Source organism: Oxalicibacterium sp., assembly GCF_035565035.1.
In the GTDB taxonomy this organism is placed as follows: Bacteria; Pseudomonadota; Gammaproteobacteria; order Burkholderiales; family Burkholderiaceae_D; genus Oxalicibacterium.
Genome location: NZ_DATMTD010000105.1, coordinates 45891 through 67346, shown reverse-complemented (window position 1 = coordinate 67346; position 21456 = coordinate 45891). Strand labels below are relative to the sequence as shown.

At 57.7% G+C, this 21456-nt stretch carries 17 protein-coding genes; 14 read left to right on the top strand and 3 right to left on the bottom strand.

What is annotated here, in order from left to right; translation table 11 throughout:
• Positions 1 to 38 precede the first annotated feature (38 nt).
• The 14 genes from VN114_RS10685 to VN114_RS10620 all read left to right on the top strand — a co-directional run bounded on the left by VN114_RS10685 (position 39) and on the right by VN114_RS10620 (position 17555).
• Positions 39 to 629, top strand: a complete 591-nt coding sequence (locus VN114_RS10685; protein ID WP_325514684.1) for a ubiquinone biosynthesis accessory factor UbiJ — start codon at positions 39 to 41, stop codon at positions 627 to 629.
• Positions 626 to 2185, top strand: a complete 1560-nt coding sequence (gene ubiB, locus VN114_RS10680) for a ubiquinone biosynthesis regulatory protein kinase UbiB (protein WP_325514682.1) — start codon at positions 626 to 628, stop codon at positions 2183 to 2185. The genes VN114_RS10685 and ubiB overlap by 4 nt, the downstream gene beginning before the upstream one ends.
• A 327-nt stretch (positions 2186 to 2512) precedes the next feature.
• Complete coding sequence (locus tag VN114_RS10675) at positions 2513 to 3976, top strand: sodium:solute symporter family protein (protein WP_325514680.1); 1464 nt, start codon at positions 2513 to 2515, stop codon at positions 3974 to 3976.
• A gap of 224 nt (positions 3977 to 4200) precedes the next feature.
• Positions 4201 to 4509: an FmdB family zinc ribbon protein gene (locus tag VN114_RS10670; protein WP_325514678.1), complete on the top strand. Its 309-nt coding sequence runs from the start codon at positions 4201 to 4203 to the stop codon at positions 4507 to 4509.
• Between the two features lie 49 nt (positions 4510 to 4558).
• On the top strand, positions 4559 to 5203 hold the full coding sequence (locus VN114_RS10665) for a DUF502 domain-containing protein (RefSeq protein ID WP_325514676.1): 645 nt from the start codon (positions 4559 to 4561) through the stop codon (positions 5201 to 5203).
• A 63-nt stretch (positions 5204 to 5266) separates the two neighbouring features.
• Positions 5267 to 7072: an aspartate--tRNA ligase gene (aspS, locus tag VN114_RS10660; RefSeq protein WP_325514674.1), complete on the top strand. Its 1806-nt coding sequence runs from the start codon at positions 5267 to 5269 to the stop codon at positions 7070 to 7072.
• 99 nt (positions 7073 to 7171) lie between these two features.
• A complete protein-coding gene (nudB, locus tag VN114_RS10655; protein ID WP_325514672.1) occupies positions 7172 to 7735 on the top strand; it encodes a dihydroneopterin triphosphate diphosphatase in 564 nt (187 codons plus the stop codon).
• Between the two features lie 117 nt (positions 7736 to 7852).
• A complete protein-coding gene (locus tag VN114_RS10650) occupies positions 7853 to 8647 on the top strand; it encodes an endonuclease/exonuclease/phosphatase family protein (RefSeq protein ID WP_325514670.1) in 795 nt (264 codons plus the stop codon).
• Between the two features lie 75 nt (positions 8648 to 8722).
• Positions 8723 to 9895, top strand: coding sequence for a phospholipase D-like domain-containing protein (locus VN114_RS10645; RefSeq protein WP_325514668.1), 1173 nt, complete (start codon positions 8723 to 8725; stop codon positions 9893 to 9895).
• Positions 9896 to 10018: 123 nt separating this feature from the next.
• Positions 10019 to 11443 carry an MFS transporter gene (locus VN114_RS10640; RefSeq protein ID WP_325514666.1) on the top strand — a complete coding sequence of 475 codons (1425 nt, stop codon included), beginning with the start codon at positions 10019 to 10021 and terminating at the stop codon, positions 11441 to 11443.
• Positions 11444 to 11453: 10 nt separating this feature from the next.
• Positions 11454 to 11831 carry an RNA-binding S4 domain-containing protein gene (locus tag VN114_RS10635; protein ID WP_325514664.1) on the top strand — a complete coding sequence of 126 codons (378 nt, stop codon included), beginning with the start codon at positions 11454 to 11456 and terminating at the stop codon, positions 11829 to 11831.
• 81 nt (positions 11832 to 11912) lie between these two features.
• Entirely contained in the window at positions 11913 to 13703 is a 1791-nt protein-coding gene (locus tag VN114_RS10630) for an acyl-CoA dehydrogenase C-terminal domain-containing protein (protein ID WP_325514662.1), read from the top strand.
• Positions 13704 to 13813: 110 nt separating this feature from the next.
• Positions 13814 to 16201, top strand: a complete 2388-nt coding sequence (locus VN114_RS10625; protein WP_325514660.1) for a 3-hydroxyacyl-CoA dehydrogenase/enoyl-CoA hydratase family protein — start codon at positions 13814 to 13816, stop codon at positions 16199 to 16201.
• Between the two features lie 157 nt (positions 16202 to 16358).
• Positions 16359 to 17555, top strand: a complete 1197-nt coding sequence (locus VN114_RS10620; RefSeq protein WP_325514658.1) for an acetyl-CoA C-acyltransferase — start codon at positions 16359 to 16361, stop codon at positions 17553 to 17555.
• Between the two features lie 60 nt (positions 17556 to 17615).
• Here VN114_RS10620 and VN114_RS10615 read toward each other — a convergent pair whose 3' ends face one another.
• From VN114_RS10615 to VN114_RS10605, 3 genes are all read right to left on the bottom strand, one after another.
• Positions 17616 to 18617, bottom strand: coding sequence for a GlxA family transcriptional regulator (locus VN114_RS10615; protein ID WP_325514656.1), 1002 nt, complete (start codon positions 18615 to 18617; stop codon positions 17616 to 17618).
• Between the two features lie 167 nt (positions 18618 to 18784).
• The gene (gene frc, locus VN114_RS10610) at positions 18785 to 20035 is read right to left on the bottom strand and encodes a formyl-CoA transferase (RefSeq protein ID WP_325514654.1); all 1251 of its coding nucleotides are present in this window, start codon (positions 20033 to 20035) and stop codon (positions 18785 to 18787) included.
• Between the two features lie 364 nt (positions 20036 to 20399).
• The gene (locus tag VN114_RS10605) at positions 20400 to 21368 is read right to left on the bottom strand and encodes a GlxA family transcriptional regulator (protein ID WP_325514652.1); all 969 of its coding nucleotides are present in this window, start codon (positions 21366 to 21368) and stop codon (positions 20400 to 20402) included.
• Between the last annotated feature and the right edge of the window lie 88 nt (positions 21369 to 21456).

Sequence of the window (21456 nt, the reverse complement as noted above, 5' to 3'; positions counted from 1 at the left end):
CGCCCGTGAATGGTCACGGGCGGCTTTGTTTTTTCATGATGACATTTCGTTCTCCCGCCGATTTTCTGCCCGCCGCCATCAATCACCTGCTTGCGCAGGAAGCGTGGGCGCGCGCCAAGCTGGTGCCGCATGCCGGCAAGATTGCCGTGTTCGATGCCGGTTTGATGGCAGTGCGGCTGAAGGTTGCTGCAGACGGCATGCTGGAGGCAGCGCCGACGGACGAGGCGGCAACAGTCACGATCCGTGTGCAGTTGTCGGACCTCCCATTGATCATGCAGAATCGCGAGCGCGCGTTTTCCTACGTGAAGATCGATGGCGATGCCGATTTTGCCAACACGATTTCGCAATTGAGCCAGTCATTGCGCTGGGAGGCAGAAGACGATCTGTCGAAAGCGGTGGGCGACATCGCTGCACACAGAATCGCGGCCGGCGCGCGTTCCGCATTCGATGGCGCCAAGGCACTGCACCAATCGATCACTGAAAACGTGGCCGAATATTTTCTGGAAGAGAGTCCGATGCTGATGCGTCCGCAGGCAGTTTCCGAATTTACCAATGACGTCACCCGGTTGCGCGACGATGTTGCGCGTCTTGCCAAGCGGATCGAGAAGCTGAAGGGCGGCACCCGATGATCCTGAAATTCCTGCGTGTCTTCAAGATCATCCGCGTTGCCATTCGCTACGGGCTGGACGACATTGCGATGTCCGGTTTGCCGATTCCGCGCACGTCGCGACTGCTCAATCGTTTGATTTTCTGGCGCGACATTTCTGCGCCACGTGGCGAACGCCTGCGCCGCGCGCTGGAAGACCTCGGTCCGATTTTCGTCAAGTTCGGTCAGGTGCTGTCGACGCGACGCGATCTGTTGCCGATGGATATTGCCGATGAACTGGCACGCCTGCAGGATCGTGTGCCGCCGTTTCCGAGCGAACTGGCGGTCGCGCAGATCGTCAAGTCGCTGGGTGCGCACCCGGATCTGCTGTTTGCCCATTTCGAATATGAACCGGTGGCGTCGGCCTCGATTGCGCAGGTCCATTTTGCGCGTTTGAAAAACGGTCGCGACGTTGCAGTCAAAGTGCTGCGTCCCGGTATTCGCAGGTCGATCGACGATGATCTGGCGCTGATGCATATCGTTGCCGGTCTGGTCGAACGCTGGTGGTCGGACGGCAAGCGTCTGAAGCCGCGCGAAGTTGTCGGCGAATTCGACAAATATCTGCATGACGAACTGGACCTGATGCGCGAGGCAGCGAACGGTAGCCAGTTGCGACGCAATTTTGCCGATTCGACATTGCTGGTCGTGCCGGAGATGTTCTGGGATTATTGCTCGACTGCCGTCATCACGATGGAACGGATGAACGGCATTCCGATCTCGCAGACGGAACGTCTGATTGCGGCTGGCATCGATCTGAAAAAACTGTCGCGTGACGGCGTCGAGATTTTTTTCACGCAGGTATTTCGCGATGGTTTCTTCCACGCCGATATGCATCCGGGAAACATCCTCGTTTCCACCGACCAGGCCACATTCGGCCGATATATCGCGCTGGATTTCGGCATCGTCGGTACGCTGAACGATTTCGACAAGGATTATCTGTCGCAAAACTTCCTCGCGTTTTTCCGTCGTGATTACAAACGCGTTGCGGAAGCACACATCGAATCCGGTTGGGCGCCGAAGGAAACGCGCATCGACGAACTGGAGTCGGCCGTGCGCGCGTGCTGCGAACCGATCTTCGACCGTCCGCTCTCCGAGATTTCGTTCGGCCAGGTGTTGCTGCGGCTGTTCCAGACCTCGCGCCGTTTCAATGTCGAAGTGCAGCCGCAACTCGTCTTGCTGCAGAAAACCCTGCTCAACATCGAAGGGCTCGGTCGCCAGCTCGATCCGGAACTGGATTTGTGGAAAACCGCGAAACCTTATCTGGAAAACTGGATGAACGAGCAGGTCGGCTGGCGCGGGTTGTGGGAGCGCTTCAAGGCAGAAGCGCCGCGCTACAGCAAACTTTTGCCGGAATTTCCGCGACTGGCGCATCAGGCGCTGACAAAAGCTGCCGATGTGGAAAAAAATACCGATGAATTGCTGAAGCGCTTGCTGGACGAGCAACGCCGTACCAATCTGTTGCTGGGAATCGCCATCTATTTCGGTGGCGGATTGGTTGCAGGTGGGGTGCTGGCGCTGGTTCTGTTTACATTCGGATAAAACGCCAGCGTTCGCGCAACTGTTTGTACGCCACACCAAACCGCACCGAGGCGTTTTTCCGGTGCGGTTTTATTTTGCGAACACAAGTCCGCGATTTGCTACAATTCGCCGATTTTTCAGCCGTCGTACGTCTTCGATCCGGATACAGCGCGCTCGAAATCGATCATTTCGCTTTCGCTTTCGCTTTGGTAATGATGTATCGATCGCGGCCAGTCCTTGAGAACTTGGCACGGCGTATGCATCGGCAGAATGCCGTCTGCAAGTCAGTACTGGAATACAGAATTTCCCTAGTTTTTTAACCGGCTTTTTTCTTCGGAGCGAACCGAGGTGGACTACACGCTGATTTCCTTTGTGGTGCTCTATATGGTGGGCACGCTTGCCATCGGTGTCTGGGCTGGAACGCGTATCAAAAATACCAGCGACTTTGCCGTAGCCGGACGCAGTCTGCCGCTGATCATGGTGATCACGACCACGTTCGCGACCTGGTTCGGTGCAGAAACGGTGATGGGTATTCCGGCCCGCTTCGTGCAAGGCGGCTTGAACGCCATCGTCGAGGATCCGTTTGGTGCCGGCACTTGTCTGATTCTGGTAGGCCTGTTTTTCGCTGCGCGCCTGTACAAGCAGAATCTGCTGACCATCGGCGATTTTTACCGCCTGCGTTACGGCAAGGGTGTCGAAGTGTTCTGCTCGGTTGCGATCATCATCAGTTATCTCGGCTGGGTGGCTGCGCAGATCACGGCGTTGGGTCTTGTATTCAATGTGCTGACCGGCGGCGCGATGTCGGAGACGACGGGCATGATCGTCGGCACGCTGGCCGTGCTGATCTATGTCGTGATCGGCGGGTTCCTTGCTGTGGCCTGGACCGATTTCATCCAGATGATCGTATTGGTGATCGGTCTTGCCGTGATTGCGCTGTTTTCGGCACATCTGGCGGGCGGTGCGGAACATGTGTTCGCACTGGCGAGCGAAAAGGATTTGTGGAAGTTCCTGCCCGAGCCGTCCTTTACCGAAATGGCCGGCTTCGTTGCTGCAGGTCTGACCATGATGCTTGGCAGCATTCCGCAGCAGGACGTCTTTCAGCGCGTGATGTCCGCCAAGGATGCCGGCACGGCGCGTAAAGGCGCCGTCATCGGCGGCGTGAGCTACATCCTGTTTGCGTTTGTGCCGATGTTCATTGTCGCTGCCGCGGTCGTCGTGATGGGATCGAGCGCGCTGGATATGGCCAAGGATGATTATCAGCGCCTGCTGCCGACGTTCGTGCTGACCAAGATGCCGCTAATCATGCAGATTTTCTTTTTCGGCGCCTTGCTGTCCGCGATCAAGAGCACGTCGTCGGCAACCTTGCTGGCGCCGTCGACCAGTTTCGTCGAGAACATCCTGAAGAACTTGCGTCCGCGCATGAGCGATCGTGAACAATTGTTCGCGATGCGTGTCACGATCGTGATTTTTGCGGTGCTGGTGCTGATCTATGCGATCGCGATGCGCGGTACCTCGATTTACGACCTGGTGTCGGCTGCCTATCAGGTCACGCTGGTCGGTGCTTTCGTGCCCTTGGTGATGGGTCTGTACTGGAAGCGCGCTACCACGCAGGGTGCGATTTTCTCGCTGACAGCAGGTGTGTTTGTCTGGATTCTGTTCTTCCCGCAACTGACGAACTGGGGCGAGCTGTTCCCGGGTCAGCTTGCCGGCCTGATCGCGGCCTTTGCCGGCATGCTTGCCGGATCGCTGCTGCCGCAGATATTGCGTGATCGTCGGGAGCCGAAGCAGCCGATGGAAGGTATGGTGGTCTGAGAACCTGCGGCATACAGGTAGTTGCTGATACGGGTAGCTACTGAAGAAGCAGTTTTCCGATCAATGGTCGATAACTGCATATCATTTTTGCAATAAAGCTTCCAGTTTACCGACGCATCGTTCCGTAACCGTCGTACGCCAGCCCCAAGTGCGCCTCGCGCTACGTAAATTGTCCAGAAAGTCTTATAATTCAGGGTTTTGGACGATTTTGCGGGAACTGTTTCATGCCGATTTACGCGTACCGTTGTGATGACTGTGGTTTTGCCAAGGATGTATTGCAGAAAATATCCGATCCGTTGCTGACGGAGTGCCCGGCATGCGGCAAGCCGGCCTTCAAGAAGCAGCTGACGGCAGCAGGTTTTCAGCTCAAGGGCACCGGCTGGTACGTCACCGATTTCCGTGGCGGTCAGGGCGGCACGACGGCGCCGGCAGTTGCCGGCACATCGGCTGGAGATACGGCCAAACCTGCCACAGAGACAGCGCCGTCCGCGGCGGCCCCAGCTCCGGTCGCGGCGGACAAGAAGGCCGACTGATCTCTGCATGCACCGGAACGTTCCGGTGCAATTTTTTAGATAGACAATCATGCGCAAATATTTCGTCACCGGTTTGCTGATCCTGGTTCCGCTGGCCATTACGCTGTGGGTGCTGAATCTTATTGTCAGCACGATGGACCAGTCGCTGTTGCTGCTGCCGGCGCAATGGCGTCCGGAGGCCGTGTTCGGCTTTGCGATTCCCGGTCTCGGCACGATTCTGACGCTGGTCATTATTTTTCTGACGGGTCTGGCGACGCGCAACTTCATCGGCAAGCGCGTGGTGCTGGTATGGGAAGCGGTGCTGCGCCGCATTCCGGTATTCAACACGATCTATTCGAGCGTCAAGCAGGTATCCGATACGCTGTTCTCCTCGTCCGGCAATGCGTTTCGCAAGGCGCTGCTGGTGCAGTACCCGCGTCAGGGTTCGTGGACGATTGCCTTCATGACCGGCGTGCCGGGCGGCGATGTGCGCAATCATCTGACGGGCGATTACGTCAGCGTGTATGTGCCGACGACGCCGAATCCGACATCGGGATTCTTCCTGATGGTGCCGCGTGCGGACACCATCGAGCTCGACATGAGCGTCGATGAAGCGCTGAAGTACATCGTCTCGATGGGCGTCGTGACGCCGGAACATTTCGAGAAATCCAATCTGATCGATCCGAACAAGATTTCCTCGGATCCGCAGCACTGAAAAAACCGGTCGCATGCTTTCTGCGACTGAACGAATAAAAGAACCTGAAACTGGAATCTGAATATGTCAATGCGAACTCATTACTGCGGTCTCACCTCTGAAGCTCTCCTTGGCGAAACCGTCAGCCTGTGCGGCTGGGTCCATCGTCGTCGCGACCATGGTGGCGTCATCTTCATCGATCTGCGCGATCGCGAAGGTCTGGTGCAGGTCGTGTGCGATCCCGATCGCGCCGACGTCTTCAAGAAGGCCGAATCGGTTCGCAATGAATTCTGCCTGCGCATCACCGGTCTGGTTCGCAACCGCCCGGAAGGCACCACCAACAGCAACCTGACTTCCGGCAAGATCGAAGTGCTGGCGCAGGAACTGGAAGTATTGAACCCGTCGGTGACGCCACCGTTCCAGCTCGACGATGACAATCTGTCGGAAACGACGCGCCTGACGCATCGCGTTTTGGATCTGCGTCGTCCGCAAATGCAGAACAACCTGCGCCTTCGTTACAAAGTCACGATGGAAGTGCGCAAGTTCCTCGATGCGCAGGGTTTCATCGATATCGAAACCCCGATGCTGACCAAATCCACGCCGGAAGGCGCACGCGATTATCTTGTGCCGTCACGTGTCAACGCCGGTCACTTCTTCGCGCTGCCGCAATCGCCGCAATTGTTCAAGCAACTGCTGATGGTGGCCAACTTCGACCGTTACTATCAAATCACCAAGTGCTTCCGCGACGAAGACTTGCGCGCCGATCGTCAACCTGAATTTACGCAGATCGACTGCGAAACCTCATTCATGAACGAACAGGAAATCCGCGACCTGTTCGAAGGCATGATCCGTCTGGTCTTCAAGAACTGCCTCAACGTCGATCTGCCGAATCCGTTCCCCGTGATGGATTACGCCACTGCGATGGGCCTGTACGGTTCCGACAAGCCCGACATGCGCGTCAAACTGGCATTCACCGATCTGACCGACATCATGAAGGATGTCGAATTCAAGGTGTTCTCCGGTGCTGCCAACATGGAAGGCGGTCGCGTGGTCGGCCTGCGCGTTCCGGGCGGCGGCGCGATGCCGCGTTCCGAGATCGATGCGTACACGCAGTTTGTCGCGATCTATGGCGCCAAAGGTCTGGCGTACATCAAGGTCAACGAGAAAGCGAAAGGCCGTGACGGCCTGCAATCGCCGATCGTCAAGAACATCCACGACGAAGCACTGGCAAAGATCATCGAAGCAACCGGCGCAGAAGACGGCGACCTGATTTTCTTCGGTGCCGACAAGGCAAAGATCGTCAACGATGCAATCGGCGCATTGCGTGTGAAAGTCGGTCACAGCGATTTCGGCAAGAAGAACGGCTTGTTCGACGACGTCTGGCGTCCGCTGTGGGTCATCGATTTCCCGATGTTCGAATTCGACGAAGAAAACCAGCGCTGGTCGGCGACGCACCATCCGTTCACCGCGCCGAAAGACGGTCACGAAGACCTGATGGAAACCGATCCGGGAAAATGCATCGCCAAAGCATACGACATGGTTCTGAATGGCTGGGAACTGGGCGGCGGTTCGGTCCGTATCCACCGTGCGGAAGTGCAGAGCAAGGTGTTCCGTGCATTGAAGATCGGTGCCGAAGAAGCGCAATTGAAGTTCGGCTTCCTGCTCGACGCATTGCAATACGGTGCGCCACCGCATGGCGGACTGGCATTCGGCCTCGATCGTATCGTCACGATGATGACGGGTGCAGAATCGATTCGCGACGTCATTGCCTTCCCGAAAACGCAACGTGCGCAATGTTTGCTCACGCAGGCGCCTTCGGAGGTCGACGAAAAGCAATTGCGCGAACTGCATATCCGCCTGCGCAACGTCGAACCTGCAGTGAAGGCGTGACCTTCAAGGCAGGATCGCCAGTTGCGGCATAATGAAGGCGCGGAGTTCCGCGCTTTTTTTTCGTCCCGTGTTTCCCATTGACTCGAAGAATTCATTGCAATGACTGCCAAGCCTTACAAGATTCCGCAATCGGTATTGGTCGTTATTCATACCAGCGATCTCGAGGTGTTGATGATCGAGCGTGCGGACAGGCCGGAATTCTGGCAGTCGGTAACCGGTTCGAAGGACGCGGTGGATGAACCGTGGCTCGACACTGCCGTGCGCGAAGTGGCAGAAGAAACCGGCATCACGATCATGCCGTCGCTGCCGGATTCAGGGACAGAACCTGCACCATCGGCATGCGTTTCCATCGAACATCTGCAGGACTGGCAACTTTCCAATGTTTATGAAATCTATCCGGTGTGGGGCTATCGCTACGCACCGGGCGTCAGGCATAACACCGAGCATGTGTTCGGCCTGCAGGTCCCGCGCGATATTCCGGTAACGCTGTCACCGAGGGAGCATCTGCAGTATCTTTGGTTGCCGTGGCGTGAGGCGGCTGATAAATGTTTTTCGGCCTCCAATGCCGAGGCGATCCTGCAGTTGCCGGCGCGTTATGGTGCCGGTCGGTCGGGTTTCCGGAATGTATGCGTTAGCCATCGAACCGATGAAGTAAAAGAGTAATGCGATCATCTTAGGTGCCGATCTGGCAGGTATGGCGACAAGGTGTGATATTGCTCGATTGCAGCTTGCATGACGGCTCCATCCTTTAGCGGCTCAATTTCGGGATTTTCAGACTGCATGAAACTAAGAATCACGACATACAACATACACAAGGGCGTTTCGTCTTTTGGCGCCCGTCCGCGCATCCATGCATTGAAGCAGGCGATCAGCGGGATGCAGTCGGACATTCTGTTTCTGCAGGAAGTGCAGGGCAGACATGACTTGCATGCGCTCAAGCATGCGACCGACTGGCCGGAGTTGTCGCAGCAGGACTTTCTGGCCGGCGATTCGCATCAGTGCGCATACGGCATGAACGCGGTATACGATCACGGCCATCACGGCAATGCGTTGTTGAGCTGCTTTCCGATCCTGTCGTCGAACAATCGTAATATTTCCGATCACAAATACGAATCGCGCGGCATCCTGCATTGCGTCGTGCAGGCACCGGAGGCGGAGGTGCATTGTTATGTCGTGCATCTGGGATTGTTTGCCGGCAGTCGCAAGCGGCAGAACGACGCACTGATCGATGCCGTGGCCAGCACGGCCGGGAAGGATGCGCCGATCATCATCGCCGGCGATTTCAATGACTGGGGAAACAAGCTCAGCGAAGAATTGCGCGAACAGCTTGGCGTGGTGGAAGTGTTTGACGAGAATTTGTCGCGCCGCGGTTTCGGCACCTATCTGCGGCAGTTAAGCGGACGCGGAACCCGGGCCCAGCCGGCGCGTACTTTTCCCGCCGCCATGCCGTTCCTGCAACTGGACCGAATTTATGTGCGCGGTTTCAAAGTAGAATCTGCAGAAGTCCTGCATGGCGCTATCTGGGCCAAGCTGTCGGATCATGCGCCGATCGTGGCATCGCTGAAACTGAAATAACCGGATATTCCATCGGCCGGCAGGCAGCCGCTTCCAACCGCGCGATGCGGATCGTTCAATCGCCAAAATAATTCTATGCGTTCGGTCAATTTCATCGGTCAGAACGAAATTCAACTGTTGCATTGCGGCGCGGATTATTTCCCGGCGCTGATCGCGGCATTCGATTCGGCGAGAATCGAAATCTATCTGGAAACCTACATCTTCGCCGCTGACAATACGGCCGAGTTGATCAAATCCGCCATGGTGCGTGCTGTGGAGCGCGGCGTCGCGGTCTATCTGGTAACCGACTGGGTCGGCACCGGCCGGGCACAATCCGCCATTCTCGAACGCGAATGCAGGGCGGCAGGCATCGTGTATCGCAGCTTCAATCCCTGGTTCAAGCGCGGCATCGCACGCATGCATCGCAAGCTGTGCGTGGTCGACCGGCAAGTGGCATTTCTCGGCGGGTTGAATATCGTCGACGACCTGCATGACGACGATGATCCGCGCATCACCTTGCCGGCACCGCGTTGGGATTTCGGCGTGCGCATCATGGGTCCGCTGGTAGCGCGAATTCACTGGGAAATGGCCGTGCACTGGGCGCGCATGGGGCATCTGAGCTTGCGTACGCGCTGGACAACATTCAAGGAGCAGCGCAGTAGCAGCCGACGCGTTGACGACACCAGCAAGCCGATGGTCGCAGGGCTGGTGGTGCGCGACAACCTGCGCAATCGTCGCACCATACAGAGCGCCTATCTGAAGGCGCTGGGCGGTGCGCGACATTCCGCGCTGCTGGCCAATCCGTATTTCGCACCGGGACGAAAAATGCGACGCGGCCTGTCTCAGGCGGCGCGACGTGGCGTTGATGTGACATTGCTGCTGGGTGTCGGCCAGTATCGCTTTCAGGACGTGATTGCGCGCTCCTTTTACCCGAAACTGCTGGAGGCCGGCGTGCGCATTGTCGAATACCGTCAGACGCAATTGCACGGCAAGGTCGCGGTCGTCGATGATCGCTGGTCAACGATCGGGTCCAGCAATTACGACGGCTTCAGCCTGTTCGTGAATCAGGAGGCGAACGTGGTTGTCGTCGATCCCGCATTCGTGCAGACATTGCGCGAACACATCCAGCGCGGCGTCGCCGATGGAGTGGAGGTAACGCTGGCGGATTTTGCGGGCATTCCGCAGTACAAAAAATTCTTCTATCAGGTCGCCTACTGGATTTACAAGAATGCACTGCGTTTGATCACGTGGGGGAAATCCGCCGAATAGCGGAACGGCACCCCTTCGGCGCGGGTTTGCAAATCGATTTACACTACAGAACGTCAGCGGCGCCGTCGGGCAGGAAAATGTCCGGCGGCGCCGCATTGTTTCGATGTAATAGCGAGTGCGTAAATGGTCCAGCAGACTGCCAATGTGAATCCCGACACACTGATCGACAGGGATGGCCTGCCGCCCAAAGAGCGTAACTGGGCCATTCTGTCGGTGGCGATGGGCGTTTCCATGTCATCGCTCGATACGGCAATTGCCAATACGGCGCTGCCGGCCATGGCGGCACAACTGCATGCGACGCCGGCGGATTCGGTGTGGATCGTCAACATCTATCAGCTCGCCATGGTGGCGACGCTGTTGCCTTTTGCGGCGCTGGGCGAAATTCTCAGTTTCCGTCGCATCTTCATCTTCGGCCTGTTCCTGTTCACTGTTGCATCGCTGGCGTGTGCGTTTGCATGGTCGCTGCCCTCGCTGGTGACTGCGCGATTTTTTCAGGGCGTCGGCGCGGCTGCCGTCATGGGCATCAATACGGCGCTGCTGCGTTCGATCTATCCGTCACGCATGCTGGGGCGCGGCCTCGGCACGAATGCGCTGGTGGTGGCGGTCTCGTTTGCGGTCGGCCCGACGGTCGCTTCCACGATCCTGTCATTGTGGTCGTGGCCGTGGCTGTTCGCGATCAATGTGCCGTTCGGTACGTTAGCCTTCTTCCTTGCGCGCAAGGCCTTGCCGGAAACCAAACGTGCGACGCATCGCTTCGATACGCTCACGGCAATCTACAACGCCGGTGCATTCGGCCTGCTGATCCTGGCCATCGGCGAAGGCGCGCACCTGAGTGGCATCGGTACCGTGGCGCTGGAGGCGGCCGGAGCATTATTTTTCTTCATCCTTCTGTTGCGTCGTCAGGCCGGTCATCAGGCACCGATGCTGCCAGTCGATCTGTTCCGCCTGCCGCAATTTTCATTATCTGCATTGACGGCGGTTTTCACATTTGCAGCGCAAGGATTTGCGTTCGTTTCCCTGCCGTTTTATTTCGAAGCGGTGATGGGGCGTTCTGCGGTCGAGACGGGCTTTCTGCTGACACCGTGGGCCGTATTGGTCGGCATCATGGCGCCGATTGCCGGTCGCATGAGCGATCGTTATCCGGTCGGTATTCTCGCCGGCATCGGTACCGCGGTGCTGTCGTTCGGCATGATCTTGCTGATCGTCATGCCGGCGGATGCGTCGGTCCTCAACATTTGCTGGCGCATGGCGGTCTGCGGCATTGGTTTCGGTTTCTTCCAGGCGCCGAATCTACGGGCAATCCTCAGCAGCGCCCCGCCTGAACGCGGTGGCGGCGCGAGCGGCATTGTCGCGACCTCGCGCCTGATCGGTCAGGCGTCCGGCGCTGCACTGGTGGCGTTCTGCTTCACCATTTCCAGCCAGCATGGCGAAACGCTGGCGCTTGGCATGGGCGCGGCTTTTGCGGCGGCAGCCAGCATTGCCAGCTTCATGCGCATGTTCGTGCTGCCGTCGCCGCATATTTCCGGCTCTGGAAAGATTTCGCGTTGAAAGGACGGCCATGACGATCGAGAACGTACGCATCGACAAATGGCTGTGGGCCGCGCGTTTCTTCAAGACGCGCTCGCAGGCGAGCGATGCAGTTGATGCCGGCAAGGTGCGCATCGATCGCGATCGCGTCAAACCGGCGCGCAATGTACGTATCGGCGAGACGCTGCAGATCGATAACGGTTCGACCGAGTGGGAAGTCGAAGTCCGTGCGCTGTCCGACAAGCGCGGCTCTGCCGAAGTGGCGCAGAAACTCTATGCGGAAACGGCAGAAAGTGTGCTGAAACGCCAGCAGGAATCCGACCGACGCAAATTCTTCCGCGAGCCCTCGCTGGAAATCAAGGGCCGTCCCACCAAGCGCGATCGCCGTCTGCTGGACAAGTCAAAATAATGTCATGGGCCGGACACAACGGCCCCGGCGTCATGAGATAGTATTCATCTGGTAAATCAATAGCCGCGAGGAGACATTTTCATGGGTCAATACAATGCACCGCTGCGCGACATGCGATTCGTGCTGCATGAATTGCTGAACGTTTCGGATGAGTTGAAGCAACTGCCGAAATATGCCGACATCGATGCCGATACCATCAATCAGGTACTGGAAGAGGGCGGCAAGTTCACCTCCGAAGTATTGTTCCCGCTGAATCATTCCGGCGACCGCGAAGGCTGCAAGCTTGATCCCGCCACACACGAAGTGACACCACCAAAGGGCTTCAAGGAAGCCTACGACCAGTACGTCGCCGCCGGCTGGCCTGCGTTGTCGGCCGATCCGGAATACGGCGGCCAGGGCTTGCCGATGGTGTTGCAGAACTCGTTTCTCGAAATGCTCAATTCGGCCAATCAGGCGTGGACCATGTATCCCGGCCTGTCGCACGGTGCCTATGAATGCCTGCACAAGCATGGCACGGAAGAACAAAAATCCCTCTATCTGCCGAAACTGATTTCCGGTGAATGGACCGGCACCATGTGTCTGACCGAAGCGCATTGCGGCACCGATCTCGGACTGTTGCGTACGAAAGCCGAACCGCAGGACGACGGCTCCTACAAGCTGACCGGCAGCAAGATTTTCATTTCCGCCGGCGAGCACAACATGTCGCAGAATATTCTGCATCTGGTGCTGGCACGATTGCCGGACGCGCCGAAAGGCACGCACGGCATTTCGCTGTTCATCGTGCCGAAGTTCCTGCCGAAGGCGGACGGCACGCCTGGAGAACGCAATCCGATCTTCTGCGGTGCGCTCGAAGAAAAAATGGGTATCCACGGCAATGCAACCTGCCAGATGAATATCGACGGTGCCAGGGGCTGGTTGATCGGCGAGCCGAACAAGGGCTTGAACGCGATGTTCGTGATGATGAATGCGGCGCGCCTCGGCGTCGGCATGCAATCGCTCGGCCTGACGGAAGTCGCCTATCAGAATGCATTGGTATATGCGAAGGATCGTCTGCAGATGCGCAGCCTGACCGGACCGAAGGAAGCCGACAAGCCGGCCGACCCGATCATCGTGCATCCGGACGTGCGACGCATGCTGCTGACTGCCAAAGCCTATGCCGAAGGCGGCCGCGCATTCAGCTCGTACGTCGCGCTGCAGATCGACCGCGAACTGAATCATCCGGATGAAGCGGTGCGCAATGAAGCTGCCGACGAGGTTGCCTTGCTGACGCCGATCATCAAGGCCTTCCTGACCGACAACGGCTGGATTTCCACTTCGGAAGCGATGCAGGTGTACGGCGGTCACGGCTTCATTTCCGAATGGGGCATGGAGCAGTACGTGCGTGACTCGCGCATCAACATGATCTACGAAGGCACCAACACGATCCAGTCGCTGGATCTGCTGGGCCGCAAGATTCTGCAGGACAACGGTGCGAAGTTGCGCAAGCTTGGTGAAAAGATTCGCGGCTACGTTGAAGAAAACGGCCTCGATGAATCGATGTCCGAATTCGTCACGCCGCTCGCCGATCTGGCAGCGAAGGTCGAAAAGCTGACGACTGAAATCGGCATGAAGGCATTCCAGAATGCGGATGAAGTCGGTGCTGCCGCGGTGCCGTATCTGCGCGTGGTCGGCCATCTGATCTATGCCTACTTCTTTGCTCGCATGGCAAAGATCGCATTGTCGAAACAGGATAATGGCGATCCATTCTATAAATCCAAGCTGGCAACGGCACGTTTCTATTTCGCACGTCTGCTGCCGGAAACGGCGATGCTGATCCGTCAGGCACGCGCCGGTTCGGCCAGTCTGATGGCGCTGGATGCGGAACTGTTCTAAAGCGGTACCGATCCATCATGACAGGTCGGTAACGATCGGGTACCACGCCGATCATGCATTGGCATCAATCACGGAGAAGTGCATCGAGAGACGCATTGGGGGATTCAAGCATGTCAAATTTCATCGTCAGGAAAGTAGCCGTATTGGGCGCGGGCGTGATGGGTGCGCAGATTGCCGCGCAATGTGTCAACGCAAAGGTGCCGGTCGTGCTGTTCGATCTTCCTGCGAAGGACGGGCCGAAGAACGGCGTCGTGCTGCGCGTAATCGATAACCTGAAGAAACTCAATCCCGCACCGCTCGGCAATCCGGAACATGCCGCGCTGATCGAGGTAGCGAATTACGAAGACGATCTGGCAAAACTGGCGGAATGCGATCTGGTCATCGAAGCGATTGCCGAACGCATGGACTGGAAGCACGATCTGTACAAGAAGGTCGCACCGCATATCGCACCCGATGCGATCTTTGCATCGAATACGTCGGGACTGTCGATCACGGCATTGTCGGAAGGTTTCGATGCGGCGTTGAAGGAGCGATTCTGCGGCGTGCATTTCTTCAATCCGCCGCGCTACATGCATCTGGTCGAATTGATCCCGACCGCGGCAACGCGCCCCGACATTCTCGATCAGCTCGAAGGATTTTTGACGACCGTATTGGGCAAGGGTGTCGTGCGTGCGTTCGATACGCCAAACTTCATCGCCAATCGCGTCGGCATTTTCGCGATGCTGGCAACGATGCGCGAAGCGGAGAAATTCGGCTTGACCGTCGATGTCGTCGACGACCTGACCGGTAGCAAACTCGGGCGCGCCAAATCCGGCACGTTCCGTACGGCGGACGTGGTCGGTCTCGACACGATGGCGCACGTGATCAAGACGATGCAGGATACGTTGAAAGACGATCCGTTCTATGCGGTTTATCAAACGCCGGCCATCTTGACGAAACTGATTGGCGGCGGTGCACTCGGCGCCAAGGCCGGTGCCGGTTTCTACAAAAAGGTCGGCAAGGATATTTTGCGCATCGATGCCGCCAGTGCCGATTACGTGCCGGGCGGCGGCAAGGCGGACGACCTGATCGGGCGAATCCTGAAGGAAAAAGATCCGGCCAGGCGGATGAAGGCACTTCACGACGCGACCAATCCGCAGGCGCAATTCCTGTGGGCGATTTTTCGCGATGTGTTCCATTACATCGCCGTGCATCTGGAATCGATTGCCGATAATGCGCGCGATGTCGACTTCGCGATACGCTGGGGATTCGGCTGGAACAATGGACCGTTTGAAACCTGGCAGGCCGCCGGTTGGCAGCAGGTCGCCGAGTGGGTGAAGGAAGACATCGCGGCCGGCAAAGCCCTGAGCGATGCACCGTTACCGGCATGGGTATTCGACGGTCGCGACGGCGTTCACGTCGAAGACGGTTCATGGTCGGCCAGAAGCGGCAAATATGTGGCGCGTTCGACACTGCCTGTCTACAAGCGTCAGGTTTTCCGCGCCGCGGTACTGGGCGATCAGACGCCGAACGGCAGCACTGCCGGCACCACGGTATTCGAGGACGATTCGGTACGCGTCTGGCATCAGGGCGACGATGTCCTGATTCTGTCGTTCAAGACCAAGATGCACGTGATTGGCCTGGGCGTGATCGACGGCATGGAAAAGGCCGTCGCCGAAGCCGAGAAAAACTACAAGGGGTTGGTGATCTGGCATGCAGACGCTGCCGAGGGCGGGCCGTTCTCGGCTGGTGCCGATCTGCAGTCGATGCTGCCCTTGTTCATGTCTGGTGGTGTGAAGGCGATCGAGCCGATGGTGAGCAGATTGCAGCAGGTGCATCAATCGCTGAAATACGCGAACGTGCCGGTGGTCGTCGCCGTTGCCGGCATTGCGTTGGGTGGCGGTTGCGAACTGTTGCTGCACGCCGCAAAACGCGTGGCATCGATCGAGTCGTATATCGGCCTGGTCGAAGTCGGCGTCGGCCTGATTCCCGGTGGTGGCGGTTTGAAGGAAGCGGCGGTACGCGCAGCGAACGATGCGAAGGGCAACGACATCCTGCAATTCCTGAAGAACTATTACATGAATGCGGCGACCGCAGCCGTGTCGCGTTCGGCCATGGAAGCGCAGACGATGGGTTATCTGAAACCGGATGACGTCATCGTCTTCAATCCGCACGAATTGCTGCACGTGGCGAAAGTGCAGGCTCGTGCGATGTTCGACAGCGGTTATCGCGCACCACGCAAAGCGCTGGTGCCGGTGACGGGACGTTACGGTCTGGCGACGATCGGGGCGCAACTGATCAATATGCGCGATGGCGGGTTCATCTCGGCCCACGATTACAAGCTCGGCATGATGATTGCCGACGTGGTCAGCGGTGGCGAAATCGAGAACGGTAGCCTGGTCGATGAACAATGGCTGCTGGATCGCGAGCGCCGCGCTTTCATGGAATTGCTCAATCATCCAAAAACGCAGGAGCGCATCATGGGGATGATGCAGACCGGTAAACCCGTACGCAACTAAAAAGGGCTGAACAAGCTACTGCGCAAGCCAATCTCAATGCTGCGATGCTCGCCGTACTTTCGTACGACTGTGCTTCTCACACCGGCCTTGACTCGCTCGCTACGCTTGTTCAACCCTTCGACAGTCAGTTAAATATGAGTCTTCTCAGGAGAGAAAGATGAGCAAACAACTTCAAGACGCCTACATCGTTGCAGCAACGCGTACCCCGATCGGCAAGGCGCCGCGCGGGATGTTCCGGAACACGCGACCCGACGATCTGCTGGTGCGCGCCATCCAGTCGGCGTTGTCGCAGGTTCCGGAACTCGATCGCAACCTGATCGAGGACGCGATCGTCGGCTGTTCGTTCCCGGAGGCGGAGCAGGGCTTGAACATGGCGCGCATGAGCGTCTTGCTGGCGGGCTTGCCGAAGACGGTCGGCGGCGTGACGGTCAATCGGTATTGCGCATCCGGCCTGACGGCGCTGGCGATGGCGGCTGATCGCATTCGCGTCGGCGAGGCGGACGTGATGATCGCCGCCGGTGCGGAATCGATGTCGATGGTGCCGATGATGGGACATCATCCATCGATGAACATGGGCATCTTCAAGGATGAAAACATCGGCATGGCCTACGGCATGGGGCTGACTGCCGAACGCGTTGCGGAACAATGGAAGATTTCGCGCGAGGCGCAGGACCAGTTTTCGCTGGAGTCGCATCGCAGGGCGATCGCTGCGCAGCAAAGCGGTGAGTTCAATAACGAAATGACCGAAGTGGAAATCGTCGAACGCCATCCAAATTTGTCTAGTGGTGAGATCGATCTTGCCAAACGCATCGTCAACATGGACGAAGGCGCGCGTGCCGATACCAGTCTGGAAGCACTGGCAAAACTGCGCCCGGTCTTTTCACCGAAAGGTTCGGTTACCGCCGGCAACAGCTCGCAGACTTCGGATGGTGCCGGCGCGTTGATTGTCGTCAGTGAGAAAATTCTCAAGCAGTTCAACCTGACGCCGCTGGCACGTTTCGTCTCGTTCGCCGTGCGCGGCGTACCGCCGGAGATCATGGGCATCGGCCCGAAAGAGGCCATGCCTGCCGCATTGCGTGCCGCCGGTTTGACGCAGGATCAGATGGACTGGATCGAATTGAATGAAGCATTTGCCGCGCAATCGCTGGCAGTAATTCAGGATCTCGGACTCGATCCGGCAAAGGTCAACCCGATGGGCGGCGCAATTGCGCTCGGCCACCCACTGGGCGCAACCGGCGCCATCCGTTCCGCGACCGTCGTGCATGCATTGCGTCGCCGCAATCTGAAATACGGCATGGTGACGATGTGCGTCGGTACCGGGATGGGGGCTGCGGGGATTTTCGAACGGATGTAGTTGGTTGCATCGGCCGATCGTAAAACATAAGAAAACGCAGACCTCGAGGTCTGCGTTTTCTTATGAAGCTTCCTCTTCCATTTCCGCTTTCGCGCCTTCGTCCGAATGAAAACGCTGCCGATAATCGAATGGACTGATCCCCAGTCGCTTGCTGAAAATCCGCCGGAACGTCGGTGCGTTGCCAAAGCCGCAGCGGCGTGCGATCTCGGTCAGGCCGAGATCGGTCGATTCCAGATGGCGGCGTGCAGCATCGATACGCGCGTCGTTGACGAAGTTCATCACGGTCATGCCGCATTCCTGCTTGAAGACGCGCGACAGGTGGCGTGCGCTCATCTGCATCTTTTCCGCAATCGATGGCAGTGTGTGTTCGGTTTCCAGATTGCCAAGGATGTAGCCTTGCACGGCGGCGACTGGCGAATCGTTTTCGACCTGCAATTCCAGCAACGGGCTGAACTGCGACTGGCCGCCGGCGCGGCGCAGGTAGACGATCAGATATTTGGCGACGTCGATCGCCATCTTCTTGCCGAAATCTTCCTCGATCAGCGCGAGCGACAGATCGATGCCGGCAGTGACGCCGGCCGTTGTGTACAGTGCGCCGTCCTTGACATAGATGCGATCCGGTTCGACGGTCGCCTTGCGGAACATCGTCGCCAGGCGTGCGGCGTCCATCCAGTGTGTGGTGACGGTCTTGCCGCTGATCATGCCGGCGGCACCCAGTGCGAACACGCCGTTGCAGATGGCGCCGATGCGGCGACAGTTTTCTCCCTGCGTGGCGAGCCAGTCCGTCAGTGTCGTGTCTTCCAGAATATCGAAGACGCCGAGTCCGCCGGGAACGATCAGCGTGTCGAAGTGCGGGCACGGATCGAAGATCGTGCGGTCCGGCGAGATCGTCAAACCACTGGATGACTGGATCGGGCCGCGCGTGGTGGCGACGGTCAGGATTTCATACTCGCATTCACCGTTGCTGAGGACGCGGACTTCGGCGAAGGCATCACCCGGCGCAGCGATGTCGAGCATCTGAAAGCGTGGAAAGACCAGCAGGCCGACGGTTATTTTTCGCATGATGAATACGGTGATCAAGAATGTTGGGGTATGCGGCGATCATAGCAAGATCGCCGCGCATGTTGCGTTACCTGTGACGATGCGTGGATGTGCGTATCGTCGCAGAGGGAAAGAACATTCGCTGGAACGTTCCTTGCCATTTCGGAAATCCTTGTGAAGATGTTCCGTTACACCGCTTGTGCTGCGTGCAGGGCGGCAATCTGTTCATCGTTATAGCCGAGCCGTTTCAGCACTTCGTCGGTATGCTCGCCGAGCAATGGCGATTCCTTGATTTCCGGTTTCAGGTCGGAAAACTTGATCGGACTGCCGACGGTCAGGTACTTGCCGCGTACCTTGTGGTCGACTTCGACGATGGAGCCGCTTTCACGCAGCGATTTGTCTTCGGCAATTTCCTTCATGGTCAGCACCGGTGCGCAGGGAATGTCGAACTTGCGCAGGATGTCGACCGCTTCGAACTTGGTCTTGTCGGCCAGCCATGTCTCGATGTAGGCAAAGATGTCGAAGATCTTGTCCTGGCGTGCCTGCGCAGTGGCGTATTCCGGATCGGCGATCCATTCCGGTTTGCCGATGGCGCGGCAGATCGGCTCCCATGCGTGGCCCTGAATCGTGAAGTAGATGTAGGCGTTCTGATCTTCTTCCCAGCCCTTGCATTTCAGCACCCAGCCAGGCTGACCGCCACCGCCGGCGTTGCCGCCGCGTGGCACGACATCGGTGAATTTGCCGTTCGGGTATTGCGGATATTCTTCCAGATAGCCGATCTTTTCCAGACGTTGCTGGTCGCGCAGCTTGACGCGGGTCAGGTTGAGCACGGCGTCCTGCATCGAGACCGAAACCTTCTGGCCCTTGCCGGTTTGCTGGCGTCCCATCAATGCGGTCAGGATGCCGATCGCCAGATGCATGCCGGTATTGGAGTCGCCGAGCGCGGCGCCGCTGACCATGGGCGGGCCGTCCCAGAAGCCGGTGGTCGATGCGGCACCACCTGCGCATTGCGCGACGTTTTCATACACTTTCAAATCTTCGTAGTGGTGGCCATCGCTGAAGCCCTTGACCGACGCGAGGATCATGCCGGGATTCAGTTCCTGAATGCGTTCCCACGTGAAGCCCATGCGATCGAGTGCGCCCGGTGCGAAATTTTCGACCAGCACGTCGGATTCGCGAATCAGTTTTTCCAGCACTTCCTTGCCTTCCGGCTTTTTGGTGTCCAGCGTCAGCGATTTCTTGTTGCTGTTCAACATGGTGAAGTAGAGCGCATCGACGCCTGGAATGTCGCGCAGTTGCGAGCGCGTCACGTCACCGGAACCCGGGCGTTCGATCTTGGTCACGTCGGCGCCGAACCATGCCAGCAATTGTGTACAGGCCGGACCTGCCTGCACGTGGGTGAAATCGATAATCTTGATGCCGTCGAGTGGCGTGTTCATGGAATTCCCTTTCAGTCGTGAAGATGCAATGTGTCCGTTTTTGGACGATGCCATGTCCTGGAAAGCGGTTTCTGTTGCACAGAATTGGCCAGCTTTTGGTCGCGTGTTCGGTGAATTCCTGTCACGCGATTTGTCTGGTTCGATTTGATTCTGCACAGGCCTGCGATCGATTTCCACGCCTATTTTTCGGCTGGCCCGCATTGCATTCGGGGTGTCAGGGATGTGTTGAAGGATCGTCCTTTTTATTTGAATGGTTAAAATAAGGACATGGCTGAAATGTCTGTTTTTGGTCAAAACAGACTGACTGAAAGAGAAGGAAAGTGCAGTTCGAGACAAGTCGCGGACAGAGCGCAGACAGGCTGGTTTAGCTTTTGCCGAAGCCTGCAAAATTGTCGCGGTACTGCATGGCGGTGATGCCGAGTCGTTTGACGAAGACTTGCCGCATCTGGTCCGGATTGCGAAAGCCGCAACGCCAGGCGACTTTTTTCAGCGGATCGTCGGTCGTTTCCAGTAACGCTCGTGCTGCATCGAGACGCGCGCTTTCGATGAATTCGGCAGGAGTGATTTTCGCGTCGCGCACGAACACGCGTGCAAAATTGCGCGGGCTCATGGTGACAATGGCGGCCAGATGTTCGACCGTCAGCTCATCCATCAAATGGTCGAGTACGTATTGCTGGACGATGGCGACCGGAGAGCTTTCCTCGACATACGGTGTCAGGTACGGGCTGAATTGCGACTGGCCGCCACGGCGCTGCATGAAGACCACCAGTCGCCGTGCGACGTGCAATGACACTTCCGCACCGCAGTCCTGCGAAAGGAGAAACAGGCAAAGATCGATGCCGGCCGTCACACCGGCCGATGTCACGAGACGACCATCCTGCGCAAAGATGCGGTCGGCATCGACTTGTGCGTGCGGGAACATGGTGGCCAGCAACGCAGCATCGTTCCAGTGCGTGGTGACGGTGCGGCCATCAAGTAATCCGGCATGGCCGAGCAGGAATGTACCGTTGCAGATCGAACCGTAGCGGCCGCTTTTTTCAGCGGCATGTTGCAGCCATGTCAGCAATGCTTCATTGCGCGGTGCCTGTGGCAACGCGGGACCGCCGGCAACCAGCACCAGGTCATGGGTTTCGTCGACTTCGCTGAAATGCCGGTGCGCGGCGATCGGCAAACCGTTCGAGCAGGGAATCAGTCCGTGCTCGGTCCCGAGTACGTCGAGTCGATACTGTTTTTCAGGCGGCAGAATGCAATTGGCTTCGGCGAACACGTCGAGCGGTCCGGTGACGTCGAGCGCCTGCACCCCAGGGAAAACAAGAATCGCAACGTTTGGCATCAGTGTTTTCTCCTGCTTTTGTATGAACGGCTGTAACTGTTGCCTGGACGATGGGCGCAACTGCTGGATGAACGCTTGCACGCGGGCA